The following is a 23,703-nucleotide window of genomic DNA, read 5'->3' as shown; positions in this document are numbered from 1 at the left end:
CAGGATCTCGCTTGACGGGACCGGCGGAGGCGGGGATCGCGTTCATGCCAGCATCCGCTCCACCGGCAGCACCATCAGGCCGGCGGCGCCGGCGTGCTTGAGGTCCTCGAGCCGCTGCCAGGTCATCTCGCCGTGGCACAGCACCTGCAGCGCGACGGTCTCGGCGCCGTCGACCTGCAGCAGCGTCGGCGGTTCCGCGTCGGGCAGCAGCTTCAGCAGCGCGGGCACGCCGGCGCGTGAGGACTGGAACATCAGCAGGCGGCTGTCGCGCAGCCGCAGCACGCCGTCGAGGCGCCGCAGCAGCAGCGCGGCGAGTTCGCCGCGGGCATCGGTGAAGGCGCGCATCGGGCCGGCCAGCACCGCCTCGCTGCGCAGCAGGGTCACCGCCGGCTTGAGCTGGTTGGCGGTCAGAGTCGCGCCGCTGGAGACCAGGTCGCAGATCACGTCGGCCTGGCCCAGCCGCGGCGCGATCTCGACCGAGCCCGACAGGTTGACGATGGTGGCCTGCACGCCCTCGACGTCGAGCCAGCGCTGCAGCAGCCCGGGATAGCTGGTCGCGATGCGCGTGCCCTGCAGCTGCTGCGGGCCGTCCCAGGCCTGCGCCTCGGGAATGGCGATGTCCAGCCGGCAACCGCCGAAGCCCAGCGGCCGCACCTCCTTCGACACCGCCGGCAGGCCGCGCAGCGCACGGTCGGCCGCCTGCTCCTCGAGCACGTTGCGGCCGACGATGCCGTAGTCGCAGACGCCGTCGGCCAACAGGCCGGGAATGTCGTCGTCGCGGACCAGCAGCAGATCGACCGGCAGGGTTTCGCCATAGCAGAACAGCTTGTCGCGGCTCTCGCGCCACGACAGGCCGCAGGACGCCAGCAGCGCCCGTGCCGGCTCGCTGAGGCGGCCGGACTTCTGGATGGCGATGCGCAGGCGGTCGCGCGTGGCGCCGCCGTTCACAGGACTCATGGGGTGGACCTCAATGGGGTGGCTCTCACTTCGAATCGGGCGTTCGCGCCGGGCGGATGGCCTGGCGCCGCGCGGCGATGGCATAGCCGCCGGCGCCGCGGTCGAGCGTGCGCGCGACCCGGCCGATGGTGGTCACGCTGACGCCGGTGCGCTCGTGGATCTCGCGATACGGCACGCTCCGCAACAGCAGCGGCACCACCCGCCAGCGGTCGACCAGCGCCTCCAGCTCCGCCGGCGTGCACAGGTCCTCGAGGAAGCGAACCGCCTCGTCGGCGGTCTTCAGGCGGACGAACGCATCCGCCAGCACCTGCAGCGAGGCGCTGGCGTCAAGGTCCAGCAGGGGTTCGGCACGTTGCTTCATGGCGTGGGCGGCGGTTCTCATGCGTTTCAATGTAATAACGCGCTAGCACATTAGTGCGTCGCGGACGCCGGGTCAAGCCGTCTGCGGATGTGGTTTATGCTGGCCGCGGCCAGAGCCCCGAGGACACGGACGTGCGCCATCGCTTCCTGCTGTCGATGCTGTTGCTGCTGCCTGCCGGGTTTCCGGTATTCGCGGCGGCCGCCCACGTCGCCGCCTCCCACGACGCCGCCCCGGAGCCCGCATCCGATGGCCTGCCGCTGCGCAGCCGCGAAGCGCTGGACGCCTACCTGGCGCATTACCCAACCGCGCTCGACCGGTTGCCGCCGGAGGCACGCGCCTGGTTCCTGGCCGAACTCGACTTCGGCCCGCGCGGCCTGCGCAGCTTTTCCTTCGGCGAACTCGCGCCCGAACTGACCAAGGCCGAGATCGCCGAGGTCCAGCGCCTGTTCCTCGATGCGCCAGTGGCTGCGCGCGGCCTCGACGATGCCGAGGCCGAACGCCTGCGCAGCGCACGCGCACGCGATCCGGCGATGGCGGTCTCCGCGCCGGTCGCCGCCGGCTATACCGCGCTGGTTGCCGCCGGCCATGACGGCGACACGGTGGTCGCGGCCTATGACGAACTGTCGGGACTGCTGCCGACGGGCAACGATCTGGAAGCGATCGGCACCGGCGACCTGCGCGTGCTGTTTCGCGCAACGCGACGGGTCATCGACCACGATCCCGCGCCCGCCCGCGTGGACGCCGCGATCCACATCCACGACGTACTCGCCGCGCGTGGCTGGGCGATGCGCAACGACGGCGAGATGGCCCACGCGCTGCTGCTCAGACGTGGCGACCTCGCCAGCGCGCAGGCCTTCGCGGCCCGGCATCCGGCCCTCGAACTGCCGCCGCTGCCGCGGATCGAGGATGCCGGCGTCGTCCCGGACGGCGCGCCGGCGGTCTGGATCGTCGACCCCGACCGGCCCGACGTCCTGACCCGGCAGGCGATCGACCTCGGCGCGCACATCTTCATCGTGTCCAGCCCGGGCTGCGGCTTCAGTCGCGCGGCGTCGGAACAGATTCCGCACGACCCGGTACTCGGCCCGCTGTTCGCCGGACACGCGACCTGGCTGGCCTCGCCCTCGCACCTGGCCAGCCTGGATGCGCTGCGCGACTGGAACCGCGCGCATCCCGATGCCGCCACGGCCATTGCGACCGACACCGCGGACTGGCCCCTCGCATTCGATTCCACGCCGCGCTTCCATTTTTTCCGGGACGGGCAGCTGGTGGCCACCGTGGATGGCTGGCCCGCCGAAGGCAACCGCGAAGCGCTGCTCGACGCGGCGCGCGCGAGCGGGTTCGTTGCGGCCGCAGCGGACGACCTGGCGCCGTAGGGCGGGTCGCGACCCGCCGCTCCGCCGACGTGATGCGGGTCGGAACCGTGGCGGCTTCCGGCACCCGCCGCGACCGCCGCCATCGCATCAGCGCGCGGCTACGCGCTGCCGCGGCGCGCGTGCGCGGCCATCCACGCCAGCGCCACGCCGCACAGCGCCGAGACCGCGGAGAAGAAGACGCGCGTGCCGAGATAGTTCGGGTCGTGGATCTTCGCCAGCGCGATGCGCGCGTAGACCGGGGATTCCAGCTTGACCACGCCCATGTAGAACAGGTGCCAGGCGTCGATGCCGGTCGCGATCACCAGCGCCGCCAGGCAGCTCCAGCCGATCGCCGGGCCGTGCGCCCAGCGGTTGCGCGCGCCGATCCAGTGGAACAGCAGGTAGCACAGGATGCCGACGACCAGCGCGATCGCTGCCGCTTCCAGCACGCCGAGCCAACCGAAGTGCAGCGGCAGGTTCACCCGGCGTCTCCACCGGCATCGGCGACGCGCCAGCGCGGCAGCACACCGAGCAGCGCGCCGTCGGCGACCAGCCCGACCGCAGCGGCGACCTCGCCGTCGAGCGCTCGGTCGCGGTCGAGGAAGGGGATCGCCTCGCGCACGCGCGCATGCGCGGCCGCCACGAGCGCCCCCGGATGGAAGGCCTCGGCCTGCGCCAGTTCCGCACGCAGCGCCTCGACCTCGTCGACGAACGCACTGCGATTGGCGCGATCCGGTGCCGGACCGCCCTGCACCTTCGCCGCCAGCGCCTCGGCATCGGCGCGCCGCGCCAGGTCGCGCGCGGCGTTGATCATGTCGGTGCGCAGGTCCAGCGCCTGCGCCGCGGTGTAGATCTCCAGCGCGATCACCTTGCCCAGGTCGTCGGCCATCGCCAGCACGTGGCGGGCTTCGTTGGTGCCCATCGACACGTGGTCCTCGGCGTTGGCGCTGGTCGGGATCGAGTAGACGCTGGCCGGATGCGCACGCGTGGCGAGGTCGTTGACGATCGCCGCGGCGGTGTACTGCACGATCATGAAACCCGATTCGGTCGCATCCTCGTTGCCGATCAGGAAAGCCGGCAGGCCGTCGTTGGTCGCCGGGTCGACCAGCTTGTTGAGCCGGCGTTCGGAGATCGACGCCAGCACCGGGATCGCGGCCTTGACGTAGCTCATCGCCAGCGCCAGCGGCATGCCGTGGAAGTGGCCGGCCGAGATCACCTGCTGTTCGACGTGCTCGGCATCGCGCTCCGGGAACACCAGCGGATTGTCGGTGACCGCGTTGAGTTCGATCTCGAAGACCCGCTTGGCCTGCGCCACCGCGTCGCGCACCGCGCCGTGCACCTGCGGGATGCAGCGCAGCGAATAGCTGTCCTGCGGCTGGTGCTTCTTGCCGCCGCGGAACGGCTTGAACCGCGCGTAGAACTTCTCGCGGCCGTGGCGCTGGTCGCTCGGCACCCAGTCCCAGCCGATGTCGAAGCGCAGCGCCTGCGCGTCGCCGGTATGCCAGCTCGACGGCAGCCACGGCCGGAACTTCGGCACCAGGTGATACGGAATGTCGGCCAGCGTGGAGCCTTCAAGCAGCTCGCGCAGGTGCGCGGCGACCTCGACCTGGCCCGGATGCGGCCGCAGGTCGTGCACGGCTTCGTCGAACGCCCCCAGGCGTCCGGCGAACGCGTCGATGGTCATCGCCGCGGCCAGGTCGGCGGTGTCGAGCAGCGCGTCGAGCTTGTGCAGCGCCAGCACGCCGGTCGCCAGCATCTGCGCGGTGCCGTTGTTCAGTGCCAGGCCTTCCTTGTACGACAGCGTCACCGGCGACAGGCCGGCGCGGCGCAGCGCTTCGGCACCGGACACGCGTTCGCCGTCGACGAAGGCCTCGCCGCCGCCGAGCAGCACCATCGCCAGATGCGACAGCGGCGCGAGATCGCCCGACGCGCCGACCGAACCCAGCGCCGGCACGACCGGCACGATGCCGGCGTTGAGCAGGTCGGTCAGCGCCTGCAGGGTCTGCACGCGGATACCCGAATGCCCCTTGAGCAGGGTGTTGATGCGGATGCACAGCATGGCGCGGACGACGTCGGCCGCAAGCGGCTCGCCGACGCAGACCGCATGGGTGACGATCAGGTTGACCTGCAGTTCCTCGTGCAGCGAGCGCCCCGACGGCGCCGCACCCGGCAGCTCGTCGCGCAGCGGATGCGCGCCGAGCAGCCGGTCGGCATTGCTGCCGAAGCCGGTGGACACGCCGTAGATCGGTTCCTCGCGCCGGACCTGCTCGGCCAGGAACGCCGCCGCGCGCGCCACGCGCTGCAGCGCGGTCTCGTCGAGCGCGACCTGGGCGCCGTTGGCGACCGCGACCAGTTGCAGGCGGGTCAATGACTGGCCGTCGAGGCGGATCGGTTTCATGAATATCGTCTCCTTCCGGAGGCCAGTGGATCAGGCAACCGGATATGCACTGGACCGGTCATTCCCGCGAACGCGGGATCGTTGCGAAACCGGATGAAGGAGCCCTTCTCCCATCGGGAGAAGGTGCCCCGACGGGGCGGATGAGGGTGACACCGGTACCGGAGCCGTGCCGCAGTGCGCCTGCCCTCACCCCAGCCCTCTCCCGCACGCGGGAGAGGGTGCCTGTTCGGGACCGTCTGCAAGGATCCCGCAATGCCGGGAATCTCCGAACGTTGGTACAACGCAGCCAATGGCCCGGGATCGCCTGGCCGGACCTTCGCCTGTTGCGAGCCGCGACGATGAAAGCCGCAGCGCATGTCGCGCGAAGCCAGGTCGGTCACCTCACCGCATCGCCTGCCACTGCGCGCGCTCGACCAGCAGCGTCGAGGCCAGCTCGTCGCCGGCGACCTCGAACTGCTCGCCGCGGCGCAGGTCCTTGACCGCGACCACGCCGCGCGCGGCCTCGTCGTCGCCGCGGATCACCACGAAGCGGATCCCGGCGCGGTCGGCGTACTGCATCTGCTTGGCCAGCTTGCGCGGTTCCAGCTGGGTCTCGACGTTGAGGCCGGCGGCGCGCAGCTGCTGCGACAGCGACAGCGCCGGCGGCAGCCCGGCATCGTCGAACAGCGTGACCAGCACGTCGACCGAGCTGTCGGCGGTCGCGACCAGGCCGGCCTCGCGCAACTGCCAGAACAGCCGGGTCAGGCCGATCGAGATGCCGACGCCGGGCAGTTTCGACTTGGTGTAGTGGCTGGCGAGATTGTCGTAGCGGCCACCCGAGCAGATCGAGCCGATCTGCGGATGCGCGTCGAGAATCGTCTCGTAGACCATGCCGGTGTAGTAGTCGAGACCGCGGGCGATCGACAGGTTCAGCGCGTAGCGCGCCTCGGGCACGCCGAGCGCGCGCAGCTGGTTGAGCAGGTCGCGCAGTTCGTTGCGCCCCTGCTCGAACAGCGCGGTGCCGGCACCGAGCGCGTCGAGCTTCGCCAGCGCGTCGTCGTGTCCGGCCGAGCGCACCCGCGAGAACGCCAGCAGGCGCTCGGCGACCTCGTCGGACAGGCCGAAGTCCGCGCCGGTCAGGGTCGCGCGCACCGCGTCCTCGCCGCGCTTGTCGAGCTTGTCGATCTCGCGCAGCACCGTCATCTGGCGGGCATCGTCGATGCCCTGCCCTTCGAAATACCCGCGCAGCAGTTTGCGGTGGTTGAGCTGGATCGTGAACTCGCCGATGTCCAGCGCCGAGAACACCGCATTGATGACCGCCGGCACCTCGGCGTCGTAGCGCGGCGACAGCGTGTCCTTGCCGATGACGTCGATGTCGCACTGGTAGAACTCGCGGAAGCGGCCGCGCTGGGCGCGTTCGCCACGGTAGACGCGCTGCATCTGGTAGCGGCGGAACGGGAACGCCAGGTCGTGCTCGTGCTCGGCCACGTAGCGCGCCAGCGGCACGGTCAGGTCGAAGCGCAGCGCCAGTTCCGGCAACGCATCGTCGTTGGATTCCTGGGCCTTGCCCAGCGCACCGGTCGACTGCACGAAATACACCTGGCGCTCGGTCTCGCCGCCGGTCTTGGTCAGCAGCACGTCCGACAGCTCGAACACCGGGGTCTCGACGGGCAGGAAGCCGAAGCCCTCGAACGTGCGCCGGATCGTGTCCAGCATGCGCTGGAACGCGATCTGGTCGCGTGGCAGCAGTTCCATGACGCCGGGCGGGGTCCGGGGCTTGATCATGCGGCGGGCTCTTCGGTGATGCGGACGGGGAGCGCCATTCTAGCCGCCGCCGGCCGCGCGGTCCGCGCGCGTGGTATCCGTGCGCATGGGCGGACCCGCCATCGCGCCGACGGGCCCGGCATCCGTGCTGTGGATGTTCCCGTAGGTCGAGGCCACGCCCCCCCCGACGCCGCCAGAACCCAAACACCGCTGCACGTCGGCCGCGTTGGGCCGACCTACGGAATCTCGGCGAGCCGACCGCCGCGCAGCCACAGGTGGCGGTGGACCAGCCCCGGCGGCAGCGCGCCGTGGGTGATCAGCAGCAGGCTGCGGCCATCGAGCAGCGTCGGCAGGTCGCGCAGCAGGGTATCGGCGGTGTCGTGATCGAGCCCTTCGGTCGGCTCGTCGAGCAGCACCAGCGGCGCGGCGCGCAGCAGTGCGCGGGCCAGTGCCAGCCGCCGCGCCTGCCCGGCCGACATCGTCGCGCCGTTCTCGCCGACCCAGGCGTCGAGCCCGCCGATGCGCCGGGTCCAGCCCTCCAGCCGCACCCGGGCGAGCATCGCCCACAGCGCATCGTCGTCGGCATGCGGTGCGCCGAAGGCCAGGTTGTCGCGCACGCTGCCGGCGAAGACCGGCGCGTTCTGCGGCAGCCAGGCCAGCCGCGCGTGCCAGTCGGCCTGGCGCATCGCGCGCAGGTCCACGCCACCCCAGGTGACCGTACCCGCCTGCGGATCGGCGCTGCGCAGCACCAGCGCCGACAGCGTCGACTTGCCTTCGCCGCTGTCGCCGCTGATAGCGATGCGCTCGCCCGGCGCCAGCACCAGGTCCAGGCCGTCGAGCACGCGGCGGCCACCCGCCTCCCAGGCGAAGCCGACCCCGGCGAAGGTCAACGCGCCGTGCGCAGGCACCGCGACCGGCGCCGGCGGATCGACGACACTGGGCTGCGTGCCGGCGACCGCGTCGAGCCGCGCGATCGACGCGCGTGCCGCCAGCAGCGCCTGCCACGCCAGCCCGGCACCGGCCCAGACCTCCAGCAGCCCGACCGCCAGGAAGAACAGCGCGGCAGCGTAGTGCGGCGCCAGGTTGCCGGTGGCGGCCGCATTGCAGACGATCCACAGCACGCCGAGCAGCGTGACCGCGGCCACCGCGCCGTGCAGCGCGTTGCCGTCGACCAGCTGCCGGCGGCGCGCGAGCTCGGCCGCGGCCAGCGCACGGCTGTCGGCGGCGACGGCGTCCAGCCAGGCGGCGCCGGCGCCGAGCGCGGCCAGGTCGGCATTGCCTTCGTGCAGTTCGTGCAGCCGCGCGCGCAGGTCGGCGCGCTGCTGCGCGCGCCGGGTTTCCGCGGCGGCGCGGCCGCGGGCGACGATCCACGGCACGCCGGCGCCGATGACCAGGCCCGCGCCGGCCAGCCACAGGCCGGTCGGCGGATGCAGCCACAGCGCCGCGGCGACCGTGGCCACGCCGATGCCCAGCAGCGCGTACAGCGGCCCGGTGGCGCGCAGCAGCAGGCCGTCGACGGCGTCGATGTCGCCGAGCAGGCGCGACAGCAGCTCGCCGGTCCGCAACCGCGCCAGTTGCCCGGGACTGAGGCGCAGCGCACGGGCGAAGAACCACACCCGCAGGTCGCGGGCGATGCGCAGCAGGGTGTCGTGGCCGACCAGCTTCTCCAGGTAGCGCGAGACGATCCGCGCCAGGGTCAGCCCGCGGATGCCCGCCGACGGGGTGAAGAAGTTGAACGTGCCGGCGACGCCGAAGGTCAGCGCGGCTGCGGTCAAAAAGCCGCCGGACACGCCGAGCAGCGCGATGCCGGCCGCCATCGTCGCCAGCAGCAAGCCGATCGCCAGCACGACCCGGCCGCGATGCCGCGCCAGCAGCGCGCGCGTGCTGTCGATGCGCACGTCGGCGCGCGGGTCGACGGGCTCCTGCGCGCTCATGCCGCCGCCCCTTCGGCCTGCGCCGGGGCCGGCACGGTCCAGACCCGGTCGACCCAGTCCATGACCGCCGGACTGTGGGTCGCGACCACGACCGTGCGGCCGGCCAGGTACGCATCCAGCGCCGCCAGCAGCGCCGCCTCGGTATCCGGGTCGAGGAACGCCGTGGGCTCGTCGAGCAACAGCAGGTCCGGCCGCCGCAGCAGCGCGCGGGCCAGCGCGACCCGCCGCGCCTCGCCGCCGGACAGGCCGAAGCCGCGTTCGCCGATCACCGTGTCCAGCCCCTGCGGCAGGCGCGCGGCGAACTGCGCGACCTGGGCGATGCGCGCGACCTCGGCCAGCTGCGCGTCGCTGGCGCCGGGATCGGCGATGCGCAGGTTGTCGGCGATGCTGCCGTGGAACAGCCACGGCCGCTGCCCGGCCAGCGCGATACGGATGCCCGGCGGCCGTTCCAGCATGCCGGCCTCGGGTGCGAGCCAGCCGGCCATGGCCTCGAGCAGCGTGCTCTTGCCGACGCCGCTGGGGCCGACCAGCGCCAGCCGGGCGCCGGCCGGCACTTCCAGGTCGATGGCGCGCAGCACCGGCATGCGGGCGCCGGGATGGCGCAGGTCCACGCCGCGCAGCGCCACCGCAGGTGCCGGGTGCGCGGCCCGCGGCACGCGGTCGTCGTCGGCCGCCACAGCGGTACTGCCGGGCAGTCCGCCGAACACCGCCTCGATCTCCGCCGCGGCCGCGAGTGCGTTGGCGCGGTCGTGGTAGTGCGCGGCCAGGCGCCGCATCGGCGCATAGAACTCCGGCGCCAGCAGCAGGCAGAACAGGCCCGCCGACAACGGCAGCGCGACGCCGCGCAGGTCCAGCATGCCCAGATAGCTGAAGCCGAAGTAAACCGCGATCAGCGCGACGCTGACCGAGGCGAAGAACTCCAGCACCGCAGACGACAGGAACGCGATCCGCAGCACCCGCAGGCTGCGTTCGCGGATGCTGTCGGTGGCCTCGGCCACCTCGGCGAGTTCGGCCTCGCCGCGGCCGTAGACGCGGATCAGGTCGAGGCCGCGCAGGCGGTCGGTGAAGTGCGCGCCGGCGCGCGCCAGCGCCGCCAGCTGGCTGCGCCCGGCGGCCTCGGCGCCCATGCCGATCAGCATCATGAACACCGGCGCCAGCGGCGCGGTGACCAGCAGCAGCAGGCCGACGATCCAGTCGACCGAGAACACCGCCAGCAGGATCGCCAACGGCACCAGCGCCACCTCGGCGCGCGCGGGCAGATAGCCGGTGTAATAGGCCGCGGTGGCATCGACGTGGCTGGTCGACAGCGCCACCAGTCCGCCGCTGCGCTGGCCGCGCATCCACAGCGGCCCGCGTGCGAACGCCGCCGACGCCAGCGACACGCGCAGGTGCGCGAGCACACCCTCGGCGACGCCGGCCGCCACCCGCTGCCCCAGCCAGCCGACCGCCACCCGCAGCGCCAGCGTGACCGCCAGCAGCAGCAGCGGCGCGCGCACCGCCGCCGGCGACAGGCCCGCGGACAGCACCGCGTCGAGCAGCCAGGCGATCGCCGCGGCCTGCGGGACCCACAGCACCCCGGCGGCCACGGTGCAGGCCAGCGCCAGGCGGTGGCGGCCGCGGAACGGTTGCAGTTGCGCGTCGAGCCAGCGCGTTCGGAGTCGTCGCTGCGGACCGGCGGGGTCCGCGGCTGGCGGCGGCTGGCTCATGGGCGGGCGTACCTGGCAGGAAAAAGAAGACACGCGCGAGGCGCGTGCGGCGCCATTATCGCAACCCCGCGCCGGCCGTGCCGCGTTCGCCGTGCCGGTGCCGGCCGCGGACGCCGCCGGATCCGCGCCGGAAGAATCCGCCGGCAACGGGTGCTTGCCGAACCCCGTCAGGGGTCAGTAGAATGCGCGGCTCACCACGGGGTGTAGCTCAGTCTGGTAGAGCGCTACGTTCGGGACGTAGAGGTCGCAGGTTCGAATCCTGTCTCCCCGACCAAACCGCAGATGCGGTGTCGAGTCGAAACGTGTGTGTGACAAAAGCCGGCCTTGTGCCGGTTTTTTTCTTTGTCCCTGCCCGCCCCGGCCTTGTGCCGGTTTTTTCTTTTCTACGCCCCGCCCCGCCCGCCGCGGCGGCGATGGAGTGCCAGTCCCATGTCGGCGAATCCGGCGCGCACCCCGCCCCCATCCGGCCCGGCCGCCCCCGCTCCCTTTCCGCGCGCGGTGCGCGTGCTGGTGCTGCTGGGCATCGCGTTGTCGGCGTTCAACCTGCGCACCGCGGTCACCTCGCTGACGCCGCTGCTGGACGTGCTGGGCGAAGCGTTCGGCTTCGGTGCGGCAACCGCCGGCGTGCTCGGCATGTTGCCGACCGCGGCATTCGCGCTGCTGGGCGTATCGACGCCGGCGCTGACCCGGCACATCGGCCTGGAACGCACCGCGCTGCTGGCGATGCTGCTGGCCGCCGCCGGCCTGCTGCTGCGTGCCTGGGCCGGCGGCATCGGCGCACTGATGCTCGGCTCGGCGATCGCACTGGCCGGCATGGGCATCGGCAACGTGGTGCTGCCACCGCTGGTCAAGCGCTATTTCCCCGCACGCGTCGGCGCGATCAGCACGCTGTACATCACCGTGCTGCAGTTGGGCACGATGCTGCCGGCGCTGCTCGCCGTGCCGGTCGCCGCCGGCGCTGGCTGGCGCATCGCACTGGGCATGTGGGCGCTGACCGCGCTGGTCGCCGCGCTGCCCTGGCTCCTGTTGCTGGCCGGCCTGCGCCGCGAGGCGCGCATCGCCGCGCCGCTGCCGGTCGCCGCCGCGATCGGCAGCGCAACCGTCGGCGCGGACGATGCGATCGTCAGGCCGCTGCCGCGCGGGCGGGTATGGCTGTCGCCGGTGGCCTGGGGCATGGCGCTGATGTTCGGTACCACCTCGCTGATCACCTACGCGATGTTCACCTGGCTGCCGACGCTGTTGACCGGGGCCGGCGCCACGCCCGCGTTCGGCGGCACGATGGTCGCGCTGTTCTCGGCGCTGGGCCTGCTCGGCGCGCTCGGCATGCCGGCGCTGGCGGTGCGCATCGCCAATCCCTTCCCGCTGGTCGTGGCCTGTGCGGTCTGCCACCTGGCCGCGTTCGCCGGCCTGCTGCTGGCGCCGATGGCCGCGCCGGTGCTGTGGGTCGTGCTGCTGGGCCTGGGCCCGAGCACGTTCCCGCTGACCCTGACGATGATCAACCTGCGCACCCGCACGCCCGGCGGCTCGGCCGCGCTGTCGGGCTTCATGCAGGGCGTCGGCTACGCGATCAGCTGTCTCGGCCCGCTGCTGTTCGGCGTACTGCACGACGCCACCGGCGGCTGGCTGTGGCCGTTCGCGATGCTGGCCGTGGCGGTCGCGGTGCTGCTGGCCGGCGCCTGGATGGCCTGCCGCCCGCGCTGGCTCGAGGACACCTGGTAGCACGGCCACGACACCACGTTGCGGCCATCGGCATGGCAACGCGGCCGCCGGCGGCGATATCCTCCGGGATTCCAAGCGACAGGAGTACCGGATGCCCGCCAGCGCGTCCCCCAGCCACGTCACCGGCCCGACCGACGCGCCGCTGCTGCAGGAGACCATCGGCGCGATGCTCTCGCGCATCGCCGCGCGCTTTCCCGAGCGCGAGGCGCTGGTGGTGCCGCCGCAGGGCGTGCGGCTGCGTTACCGGGAGTTCGATGCCGCGGTGACCCGGCTGGCGGCGGGCCTGCTGGCGCTGGGCCTGGCGCCGGGCGACCGCATCGGCATCTGGTCGCTGAACCGCAGCGAATGGGTGCTGATGCAGTTCGCGACCGCGCGCGCCGGCCTGGTGCTGGTCAACATCAATCCGGCCTACCGCACCCACGAACTGGAATACGCGCTGACCCGGGTCGGCTGCCGCGCGCTGGTGCTCTCGCCCGCCTTCAGGCAGTCCGACTACCTGGGCATGCTGCGCGAGCTGGCGCCCGAGCTCGACGCGGCCCGCCCCGGCTTCCTCTACAGCCTGCGCCTGCCGGACCTGCGCCACGTGCTGCTGCTGGGCGACGACGACGCGCCGGGCACCTGGGGCTTCGACGTGGTCGCCGCCTGCGACGACCCGGCCGCGCATGCGCTGCTGGCCGACATCGCGCCGACGCTGTCGCCGCAGGACGCGGTCAACATCCAGTTCACGTCCGGCACCACCGGCTCGCCGAAGGGCGCGACGCTGACCCACCACAACATCGTCAACAACGGCTGGTTCATCGGCGAGGCGATGCGCCTGACCGAGGCCGACCGGCTGTGCATCCCGGTGCCGTTCTACCACTGCTTCGGCATGGTCCTGGGCAACCTGGCCTGCGTGACCCACGGCGCCTGCATGGTGGTGCCCGGCGAGGGCTTCGACCCGCTGGTCACGCTGCAGACCGTGGCCGACGAACGCTGCACCGGCCTGCACGGCGTGCCGACGATGTTCATCGCCGAGCTGGAACATCCGCGCTTCGGCGATTTCGACCTGTCCTCGCTGCGCACCGGCATCATGGCCGGCTCCCCATGCCCGGTCGAGGTGATGAAGCAGGTCGTCGAGCGCATGCACATGCACCAGGTGACCATCGCCTACGGCATGACCGAGACCAGCCCGGTGAGCTTCCAGACCACGCCCGACGACCCGCTCGACCGGCGCGTGGACTCGGTCGGCCGCGTGCATCCGCACGTCGAGGTGCGCATCGTCGACGAGGACGGGGCGATCGTCGCGCGCGGCGTGACCGGCGAACTGCAGACCCGCGGCTATTCGGTGATGCAGGGCTACTGGGGCGACCCGGCGCGCACCGCCGAGGCGCTGGACGCCGAGGGCTGGATGCACACCGGCGACCTGGCGACGATCGACGATGACGGCTACTGCCGCATCGTCGGCCGGCTCAAGGACATGCTGATCCGCGGCGGCGAGAACATCTACCCGCGCGAGATCGAGGAATTCCTGCATACCCATCCCGCGGTCGCCGACGTGCAGGTGTTCGGCGTGCCCGACGAGAAGTACGGCGAAGAGGTTTGCGCGTGGATCCGGCTGGCCGACGGCGTACGCTGCGACGCCGACACCATCCGCGACTTCTGCCGCGGCCGCATCGCCCACTACAAGATCCCGCGCTACGTCGAGTTCGTCGGCGGCTTTCCGATGACGATCAGCGGCAAGGTGCAGAAGTACCTGATGCGCGAGGAGATGGCCGGGCGCCTGCAGGACGGATGAAAGGCCTGCCGCGGCGGATCACCCAACAGGCGTGCCCTCACCCCAACCCCTTTCCCGGATACGGGAGAGGGACTCGAAGCCGGTTGCCGCAGACGTTCAGCTGCCGATGTTGCGCACCTGTCCGTCGCCGCGGACCACGAAACGCTCGACCGTCAGCGCCTCCAGCCCCATCGGTCCGTAGGCGTGCAGGCGCGTGGTCGAGATGCCGATCTCCGCGCCCAGCCCCAGTTCGCCGCCGTCGCTGAAACGCGACGAGGCGTTGACCATGACCACCGCGGCGCGCAGCGCGTCGATGAAGCGCGTGGCGTTGTCCGCGTCGCCGGTGGCGATGACTTCGGTGTGGTCGGAACCGAAGCGGCGGATGTGCGCGATCGCCGCGTCCAGCGAATCGACGATGCGCACCGCGATGACCAGGTCGAGGAATTCGGCCGCGTAGTCGTCGTCGGTCGCCGGCGCCACGTCGGCGGCCAGCGCGCGGGTACACGCATCGCCGCGCACCTCGACCCCGTGCGCGCGCAGCGCGGCGACCGCGTCCGGCACGAAGCGGTCGGCGATGTCCGCATGCACCAGCAGCGTCTCCAGCGCGTTGCAGGCGCTGGGCTTGCCGACCTTGCCGTCGACCAGCAGCCGCAGCGCCAGCGCCGGGTCCGCGCTGGCGTCGACGAACAGGTGGCAGACGCCCTTGTAGTGCTTGATCACCGGCACCCGCGCATGTTCGGCGACGAACCGGATCAGGCCCTCGCCGCCGCGCGGAATGGCGAGATCCACGATGTCGCTCAACTGCAGCAGTTCGAGCATCGTCTCGCGGCGCAGGTCGGTGACCAGGGTCAGCGCCGCAGCGCCGATGCCGGCCTCGTGCAGGGCACGCTGCAGCGATGCGGCGATCGCGGTATTGGAATGCAGCGCCTCGCTGCCGCCGCGCAGGATCACGCCGTTGCCGGCCTTGATGCACAGCGCCGCGGCGTCGGCGGTGACGTTGGGCCTGGCCTCGTAGATCATCGCGATCACGCCCAGCGGCACCCGCACCTTCTGCACGGCGATGCCGTTGGGCCGGGTGTCGCTGCGCGTGACCTGTCCCACCGGATCGGGCAACGCCGCCACCTCGCGCACCGCGGCCGACACCGCGGCCAGGCGCCCGGCATCGAGCGCCAGCCGGTCGAGCATCGCGCTGCCGATGCCCTTGTCGCGCGCGGCGGCGAGGTCGCGCGCGTTCGCGGCCAGGATCGCGTCGGCATCTGCGTCCAGCGCGTCGGCCATCGCGCGCAGCAGCGCGTTCTTGTCGGCGGTGGCCAGCTGCGCCAGCGCCTGCGCGGCTTCACGGCAGGCCAGTGCGTCGTTGCGGATGTCGGTCATGGAATCGCTCGGAGTCGTCGGGTGGGCCTGATCGCATCGCGTGCACCGGCGCGGGCGCTACACCAGCACCATGTCGTCGCGGTGCACGATGTTCTCGCCGTAGTTGTAACCGAGCGTCGCCTCGATGTCGCGCGAATGCCGGCGTGCGAGGCGGCGGATGTCGTCGGCCGAATACTGGGTCACCCCGCGGGCGATGCGCTCGATCGCGCCGCCGTCGTCGCAGACGATCTCGACCAGGTCGCCGCGGCGGAAGTCGCCCTGCACCGAGATCACGCCGCCGGGCAGCAGCGAAGCGCCCTTCTCGATCATCGCGTTGCCCGCGCCAGTGTCCACTACGACTGCAGCGCCCGCCTCGCCGGGCGCGTTCTGCAACCAGTGCTTGCGCGCGGCCACGCGGGTGCGCAGCGCATGGATGCGGGTGCCGCGCAGCCGGTCGTGCGCCAGCCCTTCCAGCACGTCTGCGCGGCGGCCGTTGAACAGCACCGTGGCAATGCCGGCCGACGCGGCGCGCTGCGCGGCCTCGAGCTTGGTGCGCATGCCGCCGGTGCCGACGCTGCTGCCGGCGCCGCCGGCGACCGCCAGCAGCGAGGCGCTCATCCGCGCGACCACCGGCATCGGCTGCGCATGCGGCTCCACGCGCGGGTCCGCGTCGTAGAGGCCGTCGATGTCGGTGGCGATGAACAGCACCTCGGCATCGACCAGCGCGGCGACGATCGCGGCGAGGTTGTCGTTGTCGCCGAGCTTGAGCTCGTCCACCGACACGGTGTCGTTCTCGTTGACCACCGGCAGCGCGCGATGGCGCAGCAGCGCCTGCAGCGTCGCCCGCGCGTTCAGATAGCGGCGGCGGTTGCGCAGGTCGTCGTGGGTCAGCAGCACCTGCGCCACCGGTCGCTTGAAGAAGCCCTGCCAGAATCCGGTCAGCCGCGCCTGTCCCAGCGCCGCCAGCGCCTGGCGCTCGGCCATCGCCGCGCCTGGCGGCAGCCCGGCCGAGAGGATCGCGCGGCCGGCCGCGACCGCACCCGAGGACACGATGACGACCTCGCGCCCCTGCGCCTGACTGGCGCGCACGAACCCCGCCAGCGCCTCGGCATACAGCGGCGAGAGGCCGCCGCCATCGGCAGCCAGCAGGCTGCTGCCGACCTTCAGCACGGCGCGCCGCCATGGCGGCAGCTGCTGTTCGGTGAAGGCGGCGGGGATCGGGTTCACGGCGGGTCCTGCGTGGTGGGGCGGCGTTTGGCCACGGATTGGCACGGGAGGCGCGGATTCAGGCGCAGCCGCAATGGCGGGACTGGATCGTCGAGATCATGCAGCCGATCGCCGGGGCCGGACGACGATCTCCCGACGCCGGCGACGCGGAACCGGGCATGCCCTGTCCACGTCCAGCCGCATCGATCTGTGGCAGGACACCAGCCAGCGCTTCCCGACCCATGGCCATCGGCAGGTAATACGTTCTCATGCGGGTCCGTTCTCCGGCGCTGGCGCCGCCACGCGATCGCCGTGGCTGCGCGGCGCGGACACCACGAGGAAGTGCACGTCCGCAGACGAGTCGTTGCGCATCTGGTGTGCGCTGCCGGGCGGCACGTGCAGCCCCTGCCCCGCGACCAGCGCATGACATTCGCCTTCCAGCTCCAGCACCGCCTCTCCCGCCAGCACATAGAAGAACTGCCGGGCGCTGCGGTGCCAATGGCGCTGTTCGCTGCACCCCGGCGGCATCCTCTCCTGGATCACGCTGAGGTCGTCGCCGCGCAGCAGGTGCCAGCCATCGCAACCGTCGCCCCATGGGTAGTGCTCGGCGTTGGCGATCGCCACTGCGCCCGCGCCGGTCATCCCAGTGCTTCCCAGCGCGCGCGCAGCACGTCCAGCCGCAGGTCGGCCGCGCCGCCAGGCGAGGTGCGCGCGGCCAGGCTGCCTTCCGGCGTGCGGCCTTCGCCTGCCGTGTCGCTGGCCGCCGCGGCGGCCTTGTAGGCTTCGCGGAACGGCACGCCGGCCAGCGCGGCCTCGACCGCGACATCGGTCGCGTACATGCCCGAGTCGATCGCGGCACGCAGCCGATCCTCGCGCCATTCGAGGTTCGCCAGCAGCGCCGGCAGCAGTTCCAGCGCGGCCAGGCCGCGGCCGAAACCGTGGAAGATCGCGCCCTTGGACGCCTGCAGGTCGCGCTGGTAGCCCGAAGGCAGCGACAGCAGCTGCTCGATCTCGGTACGCGCGGCGGCGACGCTGGCATGGGTGGCACGCATCAGCTCGATCACGTCCGGGTTGCGCTTGTTGGGCATGATCGAGCTGCCGGTGGTGTACTGCGCCGGCAACGCGACGAAGCCGAACTCGGCGCTGGTGTACAACGACAGGTCCCAGGCGATCCGGCGCAGGTCCAGGGTCGCGCCGCCCAGCGCCTCGAGCGCGGCCAGTTCGAACTTGCCGCGCGAAAGCTGCGCGTAGACCGGCGAGACCTGCATGCGCGCAAAACCGAGCGCGGCGGTGGTGTGGTCGCGGTCCAGCGCCAGGTTGACGCCGTAGCCGGCCGCGGTGCCCAGCGGATTGGCATCGACCAGGGCCAGCGTGTCGCGCGCGCGGATCGCATTGTCGACGAAGGCCTCGGCCCAGCCCGACCACCACATGCCGCCGGACGACACCACGGCGCGCTGGATGTGGGTGTAGCCGGGAATCGGCAGCATGCGCTCGGCCTCGGCACGGTCGAGCGCGATCTTCGCGACTTCGCCGCTCAACGCCGCCAGCCGCGCCAGCTTCTCCTTCAGCCACAGGCGCGTGGCGACCAGCACCTGGTCGTTGCGGCTGCGACCGGTGTGGATCTTGCGGCCGGCATCGCCGAGGCGCTCGGTCAGCCGCGCCTCGATCGCCGAATGCCCGTCCTCGAAGCGGTCGTCGAGCACGAAGGCGCCGCTGCGGAAGTCCGCGGCCAGCTGGGCCAGTTCGCGCTGCAGGCCGGCGAGTTCGTCGGCCGACAGGATGCCGATCCGCTGCAGCCCCTGCGCATGCGCGTCGCTGGCGGCGATGTCGTGCAGGAAGAACTCGCGGTCCAGGATCACGTCGTCGCCGGCCAGGAACGCCTGGATCTTCGCGTCGACCGCGACGCCGGGTTTTTGCCAAAGCAGATCGGACATCTGATGTTCCTCGTAGGGCGGGTCTCGACCCGCTCGGACATGTCGTGCGAATTTGCAGGGCGGGTCGAGACCCGCCCTACGCCGGGATCGACGTCAGCTCGTCGAAGCCCAGCGCCAGGTTGAGATTCTGCATCGCCTGGGTCGCCGCGCCCTTGAGCAGGTTGTCGAGCGTGGCGACCACGACCACGCGCCGGCCGCCGGGCGCCATCGTGATGCCGCCGATCTGCACGCCATGCCGGTTCGCGATGCGGCTGACCCACGGCGCCTCGTCGACCAGTTCGACCAGCGGCTCGCCGTCGTAGCGCGCGTGGTAGCGCGCCTGCACCGCTTCGCGGGTCATCGGCTGCTGCAGCCACAGGTTGACCGTCATCGTGATGCCGCGGAAATGCGGCGCGACGTGCGGCATGAACTCGACCGGCGCGCCGAGCTGCGCGGAGACCTCGCGCTCGTGCACGTGGTTGGTCAGCGCGTACGGCATCAGGTTGCCGGCCAGCAGCTCGACGTTGTTCTTGTCCGACGGCGTGGTGCCCGCGCCGGAATAGCCCGACACGCCGAAGCACTGCGGCGGTCCGGCGAGCTGGTCGAGCAGCGGCGCGATGACGAGCTGCATCGCGGTCGCGTAGCAACCCGGGTTGCTGATCCGGCGCTGGCCGGCGTAACCGTTCCGGGTCAGCTCCGGCAGCCCGTAGTACCAGCCGGCGTCGAAGCGGTGGTCGGCCGACAGGTCGACGATGACCGGCTGCGGCGTGGCCGCGTCCAGCGCTTCCACGAACGGCGCGGACCGGTCGTTGGGCAGTGCCAGGATCACCGCGTCGGCGCCCTTGGCGGCCACCGCGCCGGGGTCGAGGTTCTCGTAGCGCAACGTGCCGACGTCGGCATCGCTGTGCTCGGCCACGCGCTGGCCGGCGAGCTCGCGCGAGGACACGAACGCCAATTCCAGCCCGGGATGCGCGGCGATCAGCCGCACCAGTTCGGCGCCGGTGTGGCCACGGGCGCCGACGATGCCGACGGTCTTGCGGGGCATGGCGGAATCTCCGGTCATGTGTCAGAGGGTGAGAGTAAATCGAACGCCGTAGCGAGAGCGGCACCGGGCGTCCGTGGCAAGGCGCGCTGGGCGAAAACAAGGGAGTTTGGCAAGCCAAATAACCGCAGTTTTTCGCCCGGTGCGCTGCCGCCACGGGCGTTCGGCGGCGGTCGCAGTCGACGGGCGAATTGCTCTCACCCTTTCAGTCCAGCAGCGTCGGCTTGCGGGTCGCGCAATGCGCCACGCAGCGCTGGATCTGTTCGAAGCCGTCCAGCCCGTACCAGAACACCTTCCACTTCTCCTGCTTGAAGCAGCCGTCGGACTCGGCGTAGTAGAAGATGTTGATCTGGTTGTTGTGGCGCGAGCGCCAGAACAGCTGCGGCGTTTCCTCGCGCATGACGTTCCACACCGCGCGGCCCAGGCCCTCGCCCTGGGCGTCGTCGAGCACGGCGAACTTGTCGAGGTAGGTCATGCCGTCGGCATCGGTCAGCAGCACCGCGGCGCGGTAGTTCTCGCTGACGTAGGCGCGCAGCAGCGGCGTGCGCTCGAAATAGTCGTCGACAAGGGTACGGCCGAAGCTCGACTCGATCAGCGTGCGCAGCCGCGGCAGGTCCAGCTCGTCCCAGGATGACGCCCGCAACACGCGTTCGCCGCGGCGCACCAGCGTGCCCGATCCCTTGTGGGTGAACAGTTCCTTGGCCAGGTCCGCGGGCCGGGTGATCGACACCGACGAGGCCAGCGGCAGTCCGTCGAGCAGGTCCTTGATCTGCTGGATCTTGACCTTCATGCCGCCGTGCAGCCACGGCTGCTGGATCAGGTGGTCGTACTCGGTCGACAGGTTGATCGAGTCGATGACCTTGCCGGTCTCGTCGAGCAGGCCGCCGGTGCCGGTCAGGAAGATGATCTTGTAGGGCTGCAGCTCGCGCACCAGCTCGTTGGCGGCGAAGTCGGCGTTGATGTTGAGGATCTGCCCGGACGCGGTCTCGCCCAGGCTGGTGATCACCGGGATCGAACCGGCCTGCAGGCTGGCCTCGATCGGCGCCAGGTTGACCCGCCGCACCTCGCCAACCAGGCCGAAGGTGTCGCGGTCGAGGTATTCCGCCTCGAACACACCGCCGGTGATCGACGTCGCGCGCGCGCCGTTCTTCTGCAGGGCCTCGACCAGGCGCAGGTTCGACGCCTGGAACACCCGCCGCACGATCGCCAGCGACTCGGGCGTGGTCACGCGCAGGCCGTCGATGGTGCGCTTCTCGATGCCGGCGGCCGCCAGTTCCGCGTCGAGCTGCGGGCCGGCACCGTGCAGCACGATCGGGGTCAGGCCGACCTCCTGCAGGAACGACAGCGACGAGGTCAGGTCGTCGAGTTCGTCGCGCAGCACCGCGCCGCCGACCTTGACCACCGCGAAGCGCTTGGCGTCGAGCTGCGAGAAACGCTTGAGGTACTGGCTGATCTCCTTCGCGCTGGCCATGCTCGAGAGCAGGCGCACGATGGTCTGGCGGGTCTGTTGGTGTGCGTGCATGGATCGGGGTTCTGTGTGCGTTCTATTGGCCGCGGATGTACGCGGATGGGCGCGGATCGAAGCAAGGTTCTTGAGCGGGTTTCAGAGAATCGTCATTCCCGCGCAAGCGGGAATCCAGCGGCCTGGGTTCTTCGCTTTCGAAGACACTCGATTCCCGCTTCCGCGGGAATGACGGATCCACTCCTGCAGGACGGGTGACATGTACGAAGCGTTTTGCTCTTGTCCGCGCTCATCCGCGCAGATCCGCGGCCGACCCGCCGTTGATGATCCGGTGCACCGAACCGGCGTAGCGCCGCAGCTGGTCCAGGGTCACGAATTCGTCGGCGGTATGCGCCTGGGCGATGTCGCCCGGGCCGTAGACCAGCGCGGTGTAGCCGGCGGCCGAGAACAGCGCGGCCTCGGTCCAGAAATCCACCGCGTTGCCGATCGGCAGCTCGAACGCGTCGGCGATGTCGCGCGCCGCCAGGCGCCTCTCCTCGGCGGTCGCCACGTCGCCGCCGGGCAGGCTCGGCCCGCGGAAGGTCTCGGTGAACTCGGCGGCGGCCGGCTCGGCGAAACCGGCGAAGGTCGCCAGCAGCGCATCGATGTCCATCGACGGCAGCGGCCGGAAGCCGAAGCGCAGCTCGGCCGCGGGCGCGATCACGTTGCCCTTGATCCCGCCCTCGACCCGGCCGATGTTGAAGCGCAGCCCGGTCAGGCCGCCGAAGCGCGCATGCGCCAGCGATTCGACATGGTCGAGTGCGCGGCCGCCCCAGCGCACCGCCTGGTGCAGCGCGCTCGCGGCCGGATCCTGCCTGCCCGAGGCATGCCCCGCGGTGCCGGCGAAGCGCATCAGCACCGAGGCGATGCCGCGGTGCGCCAGCACCGCCTCGCAGCGCGTCGGCTCGGCGACCAGCACGCCATCGAACGCAAGCCCGCGGGCCAGGAACGCGGCGATGCAGCGCGGGTCGTTGGCCTCCTCGTCGCTGGAGAACAGGAACGCGGCGTCGCCGTCGCCGGCGTTCGCCGCCGCGATCAGCGCCGCGGCCGCGCCCTTGATGTCGCAGACGCCGAGACCGACGACGCGATCGTCCATGCGGCGCATCGCCAGCGGGTCGGCGCTCCACTGCGGCGAGTCCGGCACCGTGTCCAGGTGCACGTTGAACAGCAGCTTCGGTGCCCCGCGTACCGCGTACAGGCTGACCGCGCCGGCGCCGTGGTCGATCACCTCGACCTCGAAGCCCGGCAGGTTCGCCCGGATGTAATCGAAGATCCCGCTCTCGGCCGCGATCGCACGCGGCGGATTGCGGGTGTCGAAGGACACCAGGGCCTGGAGGTGCTGGAGGGTGGCGTCGAGCATGGGATCAGGGGCCAGAGGTCGGGGGACAGGGAGAAACTGGAGCTGGATCAGGCGGCTGGCGCCTGGCCCCTGCCACGGTTCACCTCCGCCCACAGCGTCGAGCTCATGCCGAACAGCTTGATGAAGCCTTCGGCCTCCTCGACGCCCCAGTCCGCGGACTGCGCGTAGGTCGCGCCCTTGGCGTGCAGCAGGTGCGGCGAGCGGATCTCCACCGCATCGACCCGGCCGCCGCGCGTCTCCAGCACCACCTCGCCGGCGACGCAGGCCTGCGAGGACTGCAGGAACGCCTCGAGATCGGTCTTCAGCGGGTCGTGGTAGAAGCCCTCGTAGACCAGCTCGACCCACTTGCGCGCGACCTCGGGCTTGAAGCGGTTCTGCTGCTTGGTCAACACCGCCTCCTCCAGCGCGCGGTGCGCGGCCAGCAGCGCGACCAGGCCCGGGGCCTCGTAGACGATCCGGCCCTTGAGGCCGATCACGGTGTCGCCGGTGTACATGCCGCGGCCTACGCCGTAGGGCGCGAACAGCGCGTTGAGCTTCGCCAGCAGCGAGGCGCCGCCCAGCGCCTCGCCGTCGAGCGTCACCGCCTCGCCGTCGCGGAAGCCCAGCGTCACCTGCAGCGGTGCCTCTGGCCACTCGGCGCGCGGCGCGCACCAGCCGCGCGCGCCCTCGCCCGGTGCCTCCCAACGGTCGATCTCGCCGCCGGACATGGTCACGCCGAGCAGGTTCTCGTTGATCGTGTACTGCTGCTGCTTGGCGCGCACGCCGAAGCCGCGCTGCTCGAGGTACTGCTGCTCGTAGGCGCGGGTCTGGGTGTGCTCCTTCTGGATCTCGCGGATCGGCGCGACGATGCGGTAGTCGCCCTGGGCCTTGACCGCCAGGTCGAAGCGGACCTGGTCGTTGCCCATGCCGGTGCAGCCGTGCGCGATCGCATTCGTGCCCAGCTCCGCCGCGCGCGCCAATGCCGCGTCGACGATCAGGTAGCGGTCGGAGACCAGCAGCGGGTACTGGCCCTGGTAGCCCTCGCCGGCCCAGACGAAGGGCTTGACGAAACCGCTCCAGATCGCCGGCCGGCCGTCGACGGTGCGGTGACTGCTCACGCCCAGCTCGGCCGCGCGCTGCTCGATGAAGGCCCGCTCCTCGTCGTCGACGCCGCCGGTGTCGGCGAACACCGTATGCACGCTCCAGCCCTGTTCCTGCAGGTAGGGCACGCAGAAGCTGGTGTCGAGGCCACCGGAGAAAGCAAGGACGATGTCGCGGCTTTCAGCCGCGGGATCGGGGATTGAGGATTGGGGATTCGGGGAAGCGGAGTGCTGCGACATGGGGAGGTCTCTGAAAAGTGGAAGTGGACGTGCGGGTCTGAAGGAGGCTCTTTCGAATCCCCGATCCCTAATCCCGGTCGTGGTGG

The 23,703-nt window shown here is 71.5% G+C and carries 18 protein-coding genes and 1 tRNA gene; 4 read left to right on the top strand and 15 right to left on the bottom strand.

The genetic code is table 11. The features are described from left to right. Positions 1–42: 42 nt before the first annotated feature. Together hisG and LDO26_RS15465 are read right to left on the bottom strand one after the other, a co-directional pair. Positions 43–957, bottom strand: a complete 915-nt coding sequence (gene hisG / locus LDO26_RS15470; protein ID WP_232131995.1) for an ATP phosphoribosyltransferase — start codon at positions 955–957, stop codon at positions 43–45. A 25-nt stretch (positions 958–982) separates the two neighbouring features. Continuing rightward, on the bottom strand, positions 983–1,318 hold the full coding sequence (locus tag LDO26_RS15465; RefSeq protein ID WP_232131994.1) for a YerC/YecD family TrpR-related protein: 336 nt from the start codon (positions 1,316–1,318) through the stop codon (positions 983–985). Between the two features lie 131 nt (positions 1,319–1,449). On the opposite strand from LDO26_RS15465, the gene LDO26_RS15460 reads away from it, so the two are divergent. Beyond that, a complete protein-coding gene (locus LDO26_RS15460) occupies positions 1,450–2,691 on the top strand; it encodes a hypothetical protein (protein WP_232131993.1) in 1,242 nt (413 codons plus the stop codon). A 98-nt stretch (positions 2,692–2,789) separates the two neighbouring features. Here the strand turns inward: LDO26_RS15460 and LDO26_RS15455 are convergent, their stop codons facing one another. The 5 genes from LDO26_RS15455 to cydD all read right to left on the bottom strand — a co-directional run bounded on the left by LDO26_RS15455 (position 2,790) and on the right by cydD (position 10,451). After that, positions 2,790–3,152, bottom strand: a complete 363-nt coding sequence (locus LDO26_RS15455; protein ID WP_232131992.1) for a hypothetical protein — start codon at positions 3,150–3,152, stop codon at positions 2,790–2,792. Then, positions 3,149–5,068, bottom strand: a complete 1,920-nt coding sequence (locus LDO26_RS15450; RefSeq protein ID WP_232131991.1) for an HAL/PAL/TAL family ammonia-lyase — start codon at positions 5,066–5,068, stop codon at positions 3,149–3,151. Before LDO26_RS15450 ends, LDO26_RS15455 begins: the two co-directional genes overlap by 4 nt. 381 nt (positions 5,069–5,449) lie before the next feature. After that, positions 5,450–6,832, bottom strand: coding sequence for a histidine--tRNA ligase (gene hisS / locus LDO26_RS15445; protein ID WP_232131990.1), 1,383 nt, complete (start codon positions 6,830–6,832; stop codon positions 5,450–5,452). A 215-nt stretch (positions 6,833–7,047) separates the two neighbouring features. Next, positions 7,048–8,745 (bottom strand): thiol reductant ABC exporter subunit CydC, encoded by a 1,698-nt coding sequence (cydC, locus tag LDO26_RS15440; RefSeq protein WP_232131989.1) that lies wholly within the window; start codon positions 8,743–8,745, stop codon positions 7,048–7,050. Then, positions 8,742–10,451: a thiol reductant ABC exporter subunit CydD gene (gene cydD, locus LDO26_RS15435; protein WP_232131988.1), complete on the bottom strand. Its 1,710-nt coding sequence runs from the start codon at positions 10,449–10,451 to the stop codon at positions 8,742–8,744. Before cydD ends, cydC begins: the two co-directional genes overlap by 4 nt. Positions 10,452–10,648: 197 nt before the next feature. On the opposite strand from cydD, the gene LDO26_RS15430 reads away from it, so the two are divergent. From LDO26_RS15430 to LDO26_RS15420, 3 genes are all read left to right on the top strand, one after another. Continuing rightward, positions 10,649–10,725: transfer RNA gene (locus tag LDO26_RS15430), tRNA-Pro, on the top strand. Positions 10,726–10,958: 233 nt separating this feature from the next. Continuing rightward, positions 10,959–12,170 (top strand): MFS transporter, encoded by a 1,212-nt coding sequence (locus LDO26_RS15425; protein WP_232132034.1) that lies wholly within the window; start codon positions 10,959–10,961, stop codon positions 12,168–12,170. A 91-nt stretch (positions 12,171–12,261) separates the two neighbouring features. After that, complete coding sequence (locus tag LDO26_RS15420) at positions 12,262–13,944, top strand: AMP-binding protein (protein WP_232131987.1); 1,683 nt, start codon at positions 12,262–12,264, stop codon at positions 13,942–13,944. 96 nt (positions 13,945–14,040) lie between these two features. Here the strand turns inward: LDO26_RS15420 and LDO26_RS15415 are convergent, their stop codons facing one another. The 8 genes from LDO26_RS15415 to LDO26_RS15380 all read right to left on the bottom strand — a co-directional run bounded on the left by LDO26_RS15415 (position 14,041) and on the right by LDO26_RS15380 (position 23,617). Next, positions 14,041–15,297 carry a glutamate-5-semialdehyde dehydrogenase gene (locus tag LDO26_RS15415; RefSeq protein WP_232131986.1) on the bottom strand — a complete coding sequence of 419 codons (1,257 nt, stop codon included), beginning with the start codon at positions 15,295–15,297 and terminating at the stop codon, positions 14,041–14,043. Positions 15,298–15,354: 57 nt separating this feature from the next. Then, a complete protein-coding gene (gene proB, locus LDO26_RS15410) occupies positions 15,355–16,503 on the bottom strand; it encodes a glutamate 5-kinase (protein ID WP_232131985.1) in 1,149 nt (382 codons plus the stop codon). Positions 16,504–16,749: 246 nt separating this feature from the next. Beyond that, positions 16,750–17,124 carry a cupin domain-containing protein gene (locus LDO26_RS15405; protein ID WP_232131984.1) on the bottom strand — a complete coding sequence of 125 codons (375 nt, stop codon included), beginning with the start codon at positions 17,122–17,124 and terminating at the stop codon, positions 16,750–16,752. Next, positions 17,121–18,416, bottom strand: coding sequence for an argininosuccinate lyase (locus tag LDO26_RS15400; RefSeq protein ID WP_232131983.1), 1,296 nt, complete (start codon positions 18,414–18,416; stop codon positions 17,121–17,123). Before LDO26_RS15400 ends, LDO26_RS15405 begins: the two co-directional genes overlap by 4 nt. 76 nt (positions 18,417–18,492) lie before the next feature. Beyond that, positions 18,493–19,440 carry an N-acetyl-gamma-glutamyl-phosphate reductase gene (argC, locus tag LDO26_RS15395; protein ID WP_232131982.1) on the bottom strand — a complete coding sequence of 316 codons (948 nt, stop codon included), beginning with the start codon at positions 19,438–19,440 and terminating at the stop codon, positions 18,493–18,495. A gap of 202 nt (positions 19,441–19,642) precedes the next feature. Then, the gene (locus LDO26_RS15390; protein WP_232131981.1) at positions 19,643–20,959 is read right to left on the bottom strand and encodes an acetylglutamate kinase; all 1,317 of its coding nucleotides are present in this window, start codon (positions 20,957–20,959) and stop codon (positions 19,643–19,645) included. A gap of 229 nt (positions 20,960–21,188) precedes the next feature. After that, a complete protein-coding gene (locus tag LDO26_RS15385) occupies positions 21,189–22,298 on the bottom strand; it encodes an acetylornithine deacetylase (RefSeq protein ID WP_232131980.1) in 1,110 nt (369 codons plus the stop codon). Between the two features lie 47 nt (positions 22,299–22,345). Further along, positions 22,346–23,617 carry an argininosuccinate synthase gene (locus LDO26_RS15380; RefSeq protein WP_232131979.1) on the bottom strand — a complete coding sequence of 424 codons (1,272 nt, stop codon included), beginning with the start codon at positions 23,615–23,617 and terminating at the stop codon, positions 22,346–22,348. Positions 23,618–23,703: the final 86 nt, after the last annotated feature.

This window comes from Proluteimonas luteida (assembly GCF_021191695.1).
Classification (GTDB): domain Bacteria; phylum Pseudomonadota; class Gammaproteobacteria; order Xanthomonadales; family Xanthomonadaceae; genus Luteimonas; species Luteimonas luteida.
Note: the sequence above shows the minus strand (reverse complement) of the source record. Positions and strands in the feature narration are given on the sequence as shown.

Bases quoted from the DNA above. Each gene is read 5' to 3' on its own strand.
- LDO26_RS15415 (WP_232131986.1), bottom strand. From the start codon at position 15,297: ATGACCGACATCCGCAACGACGCACTGGCCTGCCGTGAAGCCGCGCAG.
- LDO26_RS15390 (WP_232131981.1), bottom strand. From the start codon at position 20,959: ATGCACGCACACCAACAGACCCGCCAGACCATCGTGCGCCTGCTCTCG.
- LDO26_RS15385 (WP_232131980.1), bottom strand. From the start codon at position 22,298: ATGCTCGACGCCACCCTCCAGCACCTCCAGGCCCTGGTGTCCTTCGAC.
- LDO26_RS15450 (WP_232131991.1), bottom strand. From the start codon at position 5,068: ATGAAACCGATCCGCCTCGACGGCCAGTCATTGACCCGCCTGCAACTG.
- LDO26_RS15465 (WP_232131994.1), bottom strand. From the start codon at position 1,318: ATGAAGCAACGTGCCGAACCCCTGCTGGACCTTGACGCCAGCGCCTCG.
- LDO26_RS15380 (WP_232131979.1), bottom strand. From the start codon at position 23,617: ATGTCGCAGCACTCCGCTTCCCCGAATCCCCAATCCTCAATCCCCGAT.
- argC (WP_232131982.1), bottom strand. From the start codon at position 19,440: ATGCCCCGCAAGACCGTCGGCATCGTCGGCGCCCGTGGCCACACCGGC.
- hisG (WP_232131995.1), bottom strand. From the start codon at position 957: ATGAGTCCTGTGAACGGCGGCGCCACGCGCGACCGCCTGCGCATCGCC.
- cydC (WP_232131989.1), bottom strand. From the start codon at position 8,745: ATGAGCGCGCAGGAGCCCGTCGACCCGCGCGCCGACGTGCGCATCGAC.
- LDO26_RS15405 (WP_232131984.1), bottom strand. From the start codon at position 17,124: ATGACCGGCGCGGGCGCAGTGGCGATCGCCAACGCCGAGCACTACCCA.
- hisS (WP_232131990.1), bottom strand. From the start codon at position 6,832: ATGATCAAGCCCCGGACCCCGCCCGGCGTCATGGAACTGCTGCCACGC.
- LDO26_RS15400 (WP_232131983.1), bottom strand. From the start codon at position 18,416: ATGTCCGATCTGCTTTGGCAAAAACCCGGCGTCGCGGTCGACGCGAAG.
- cydD (WP_232131988.1), bottom strand. From the start codon at position 10,451: ATGAGCCAGCCGCCGCCAGCCGCGGACCCCGCCGGTCCGCAGCGACGA.
- LDO26_RS15420 (WP_232131987.1), top strand. From the start codon at position 12,262: ATGCCCGCCAGCGCGTCCCCCAGCCACGTCACCGGCCCGACCGACGCG.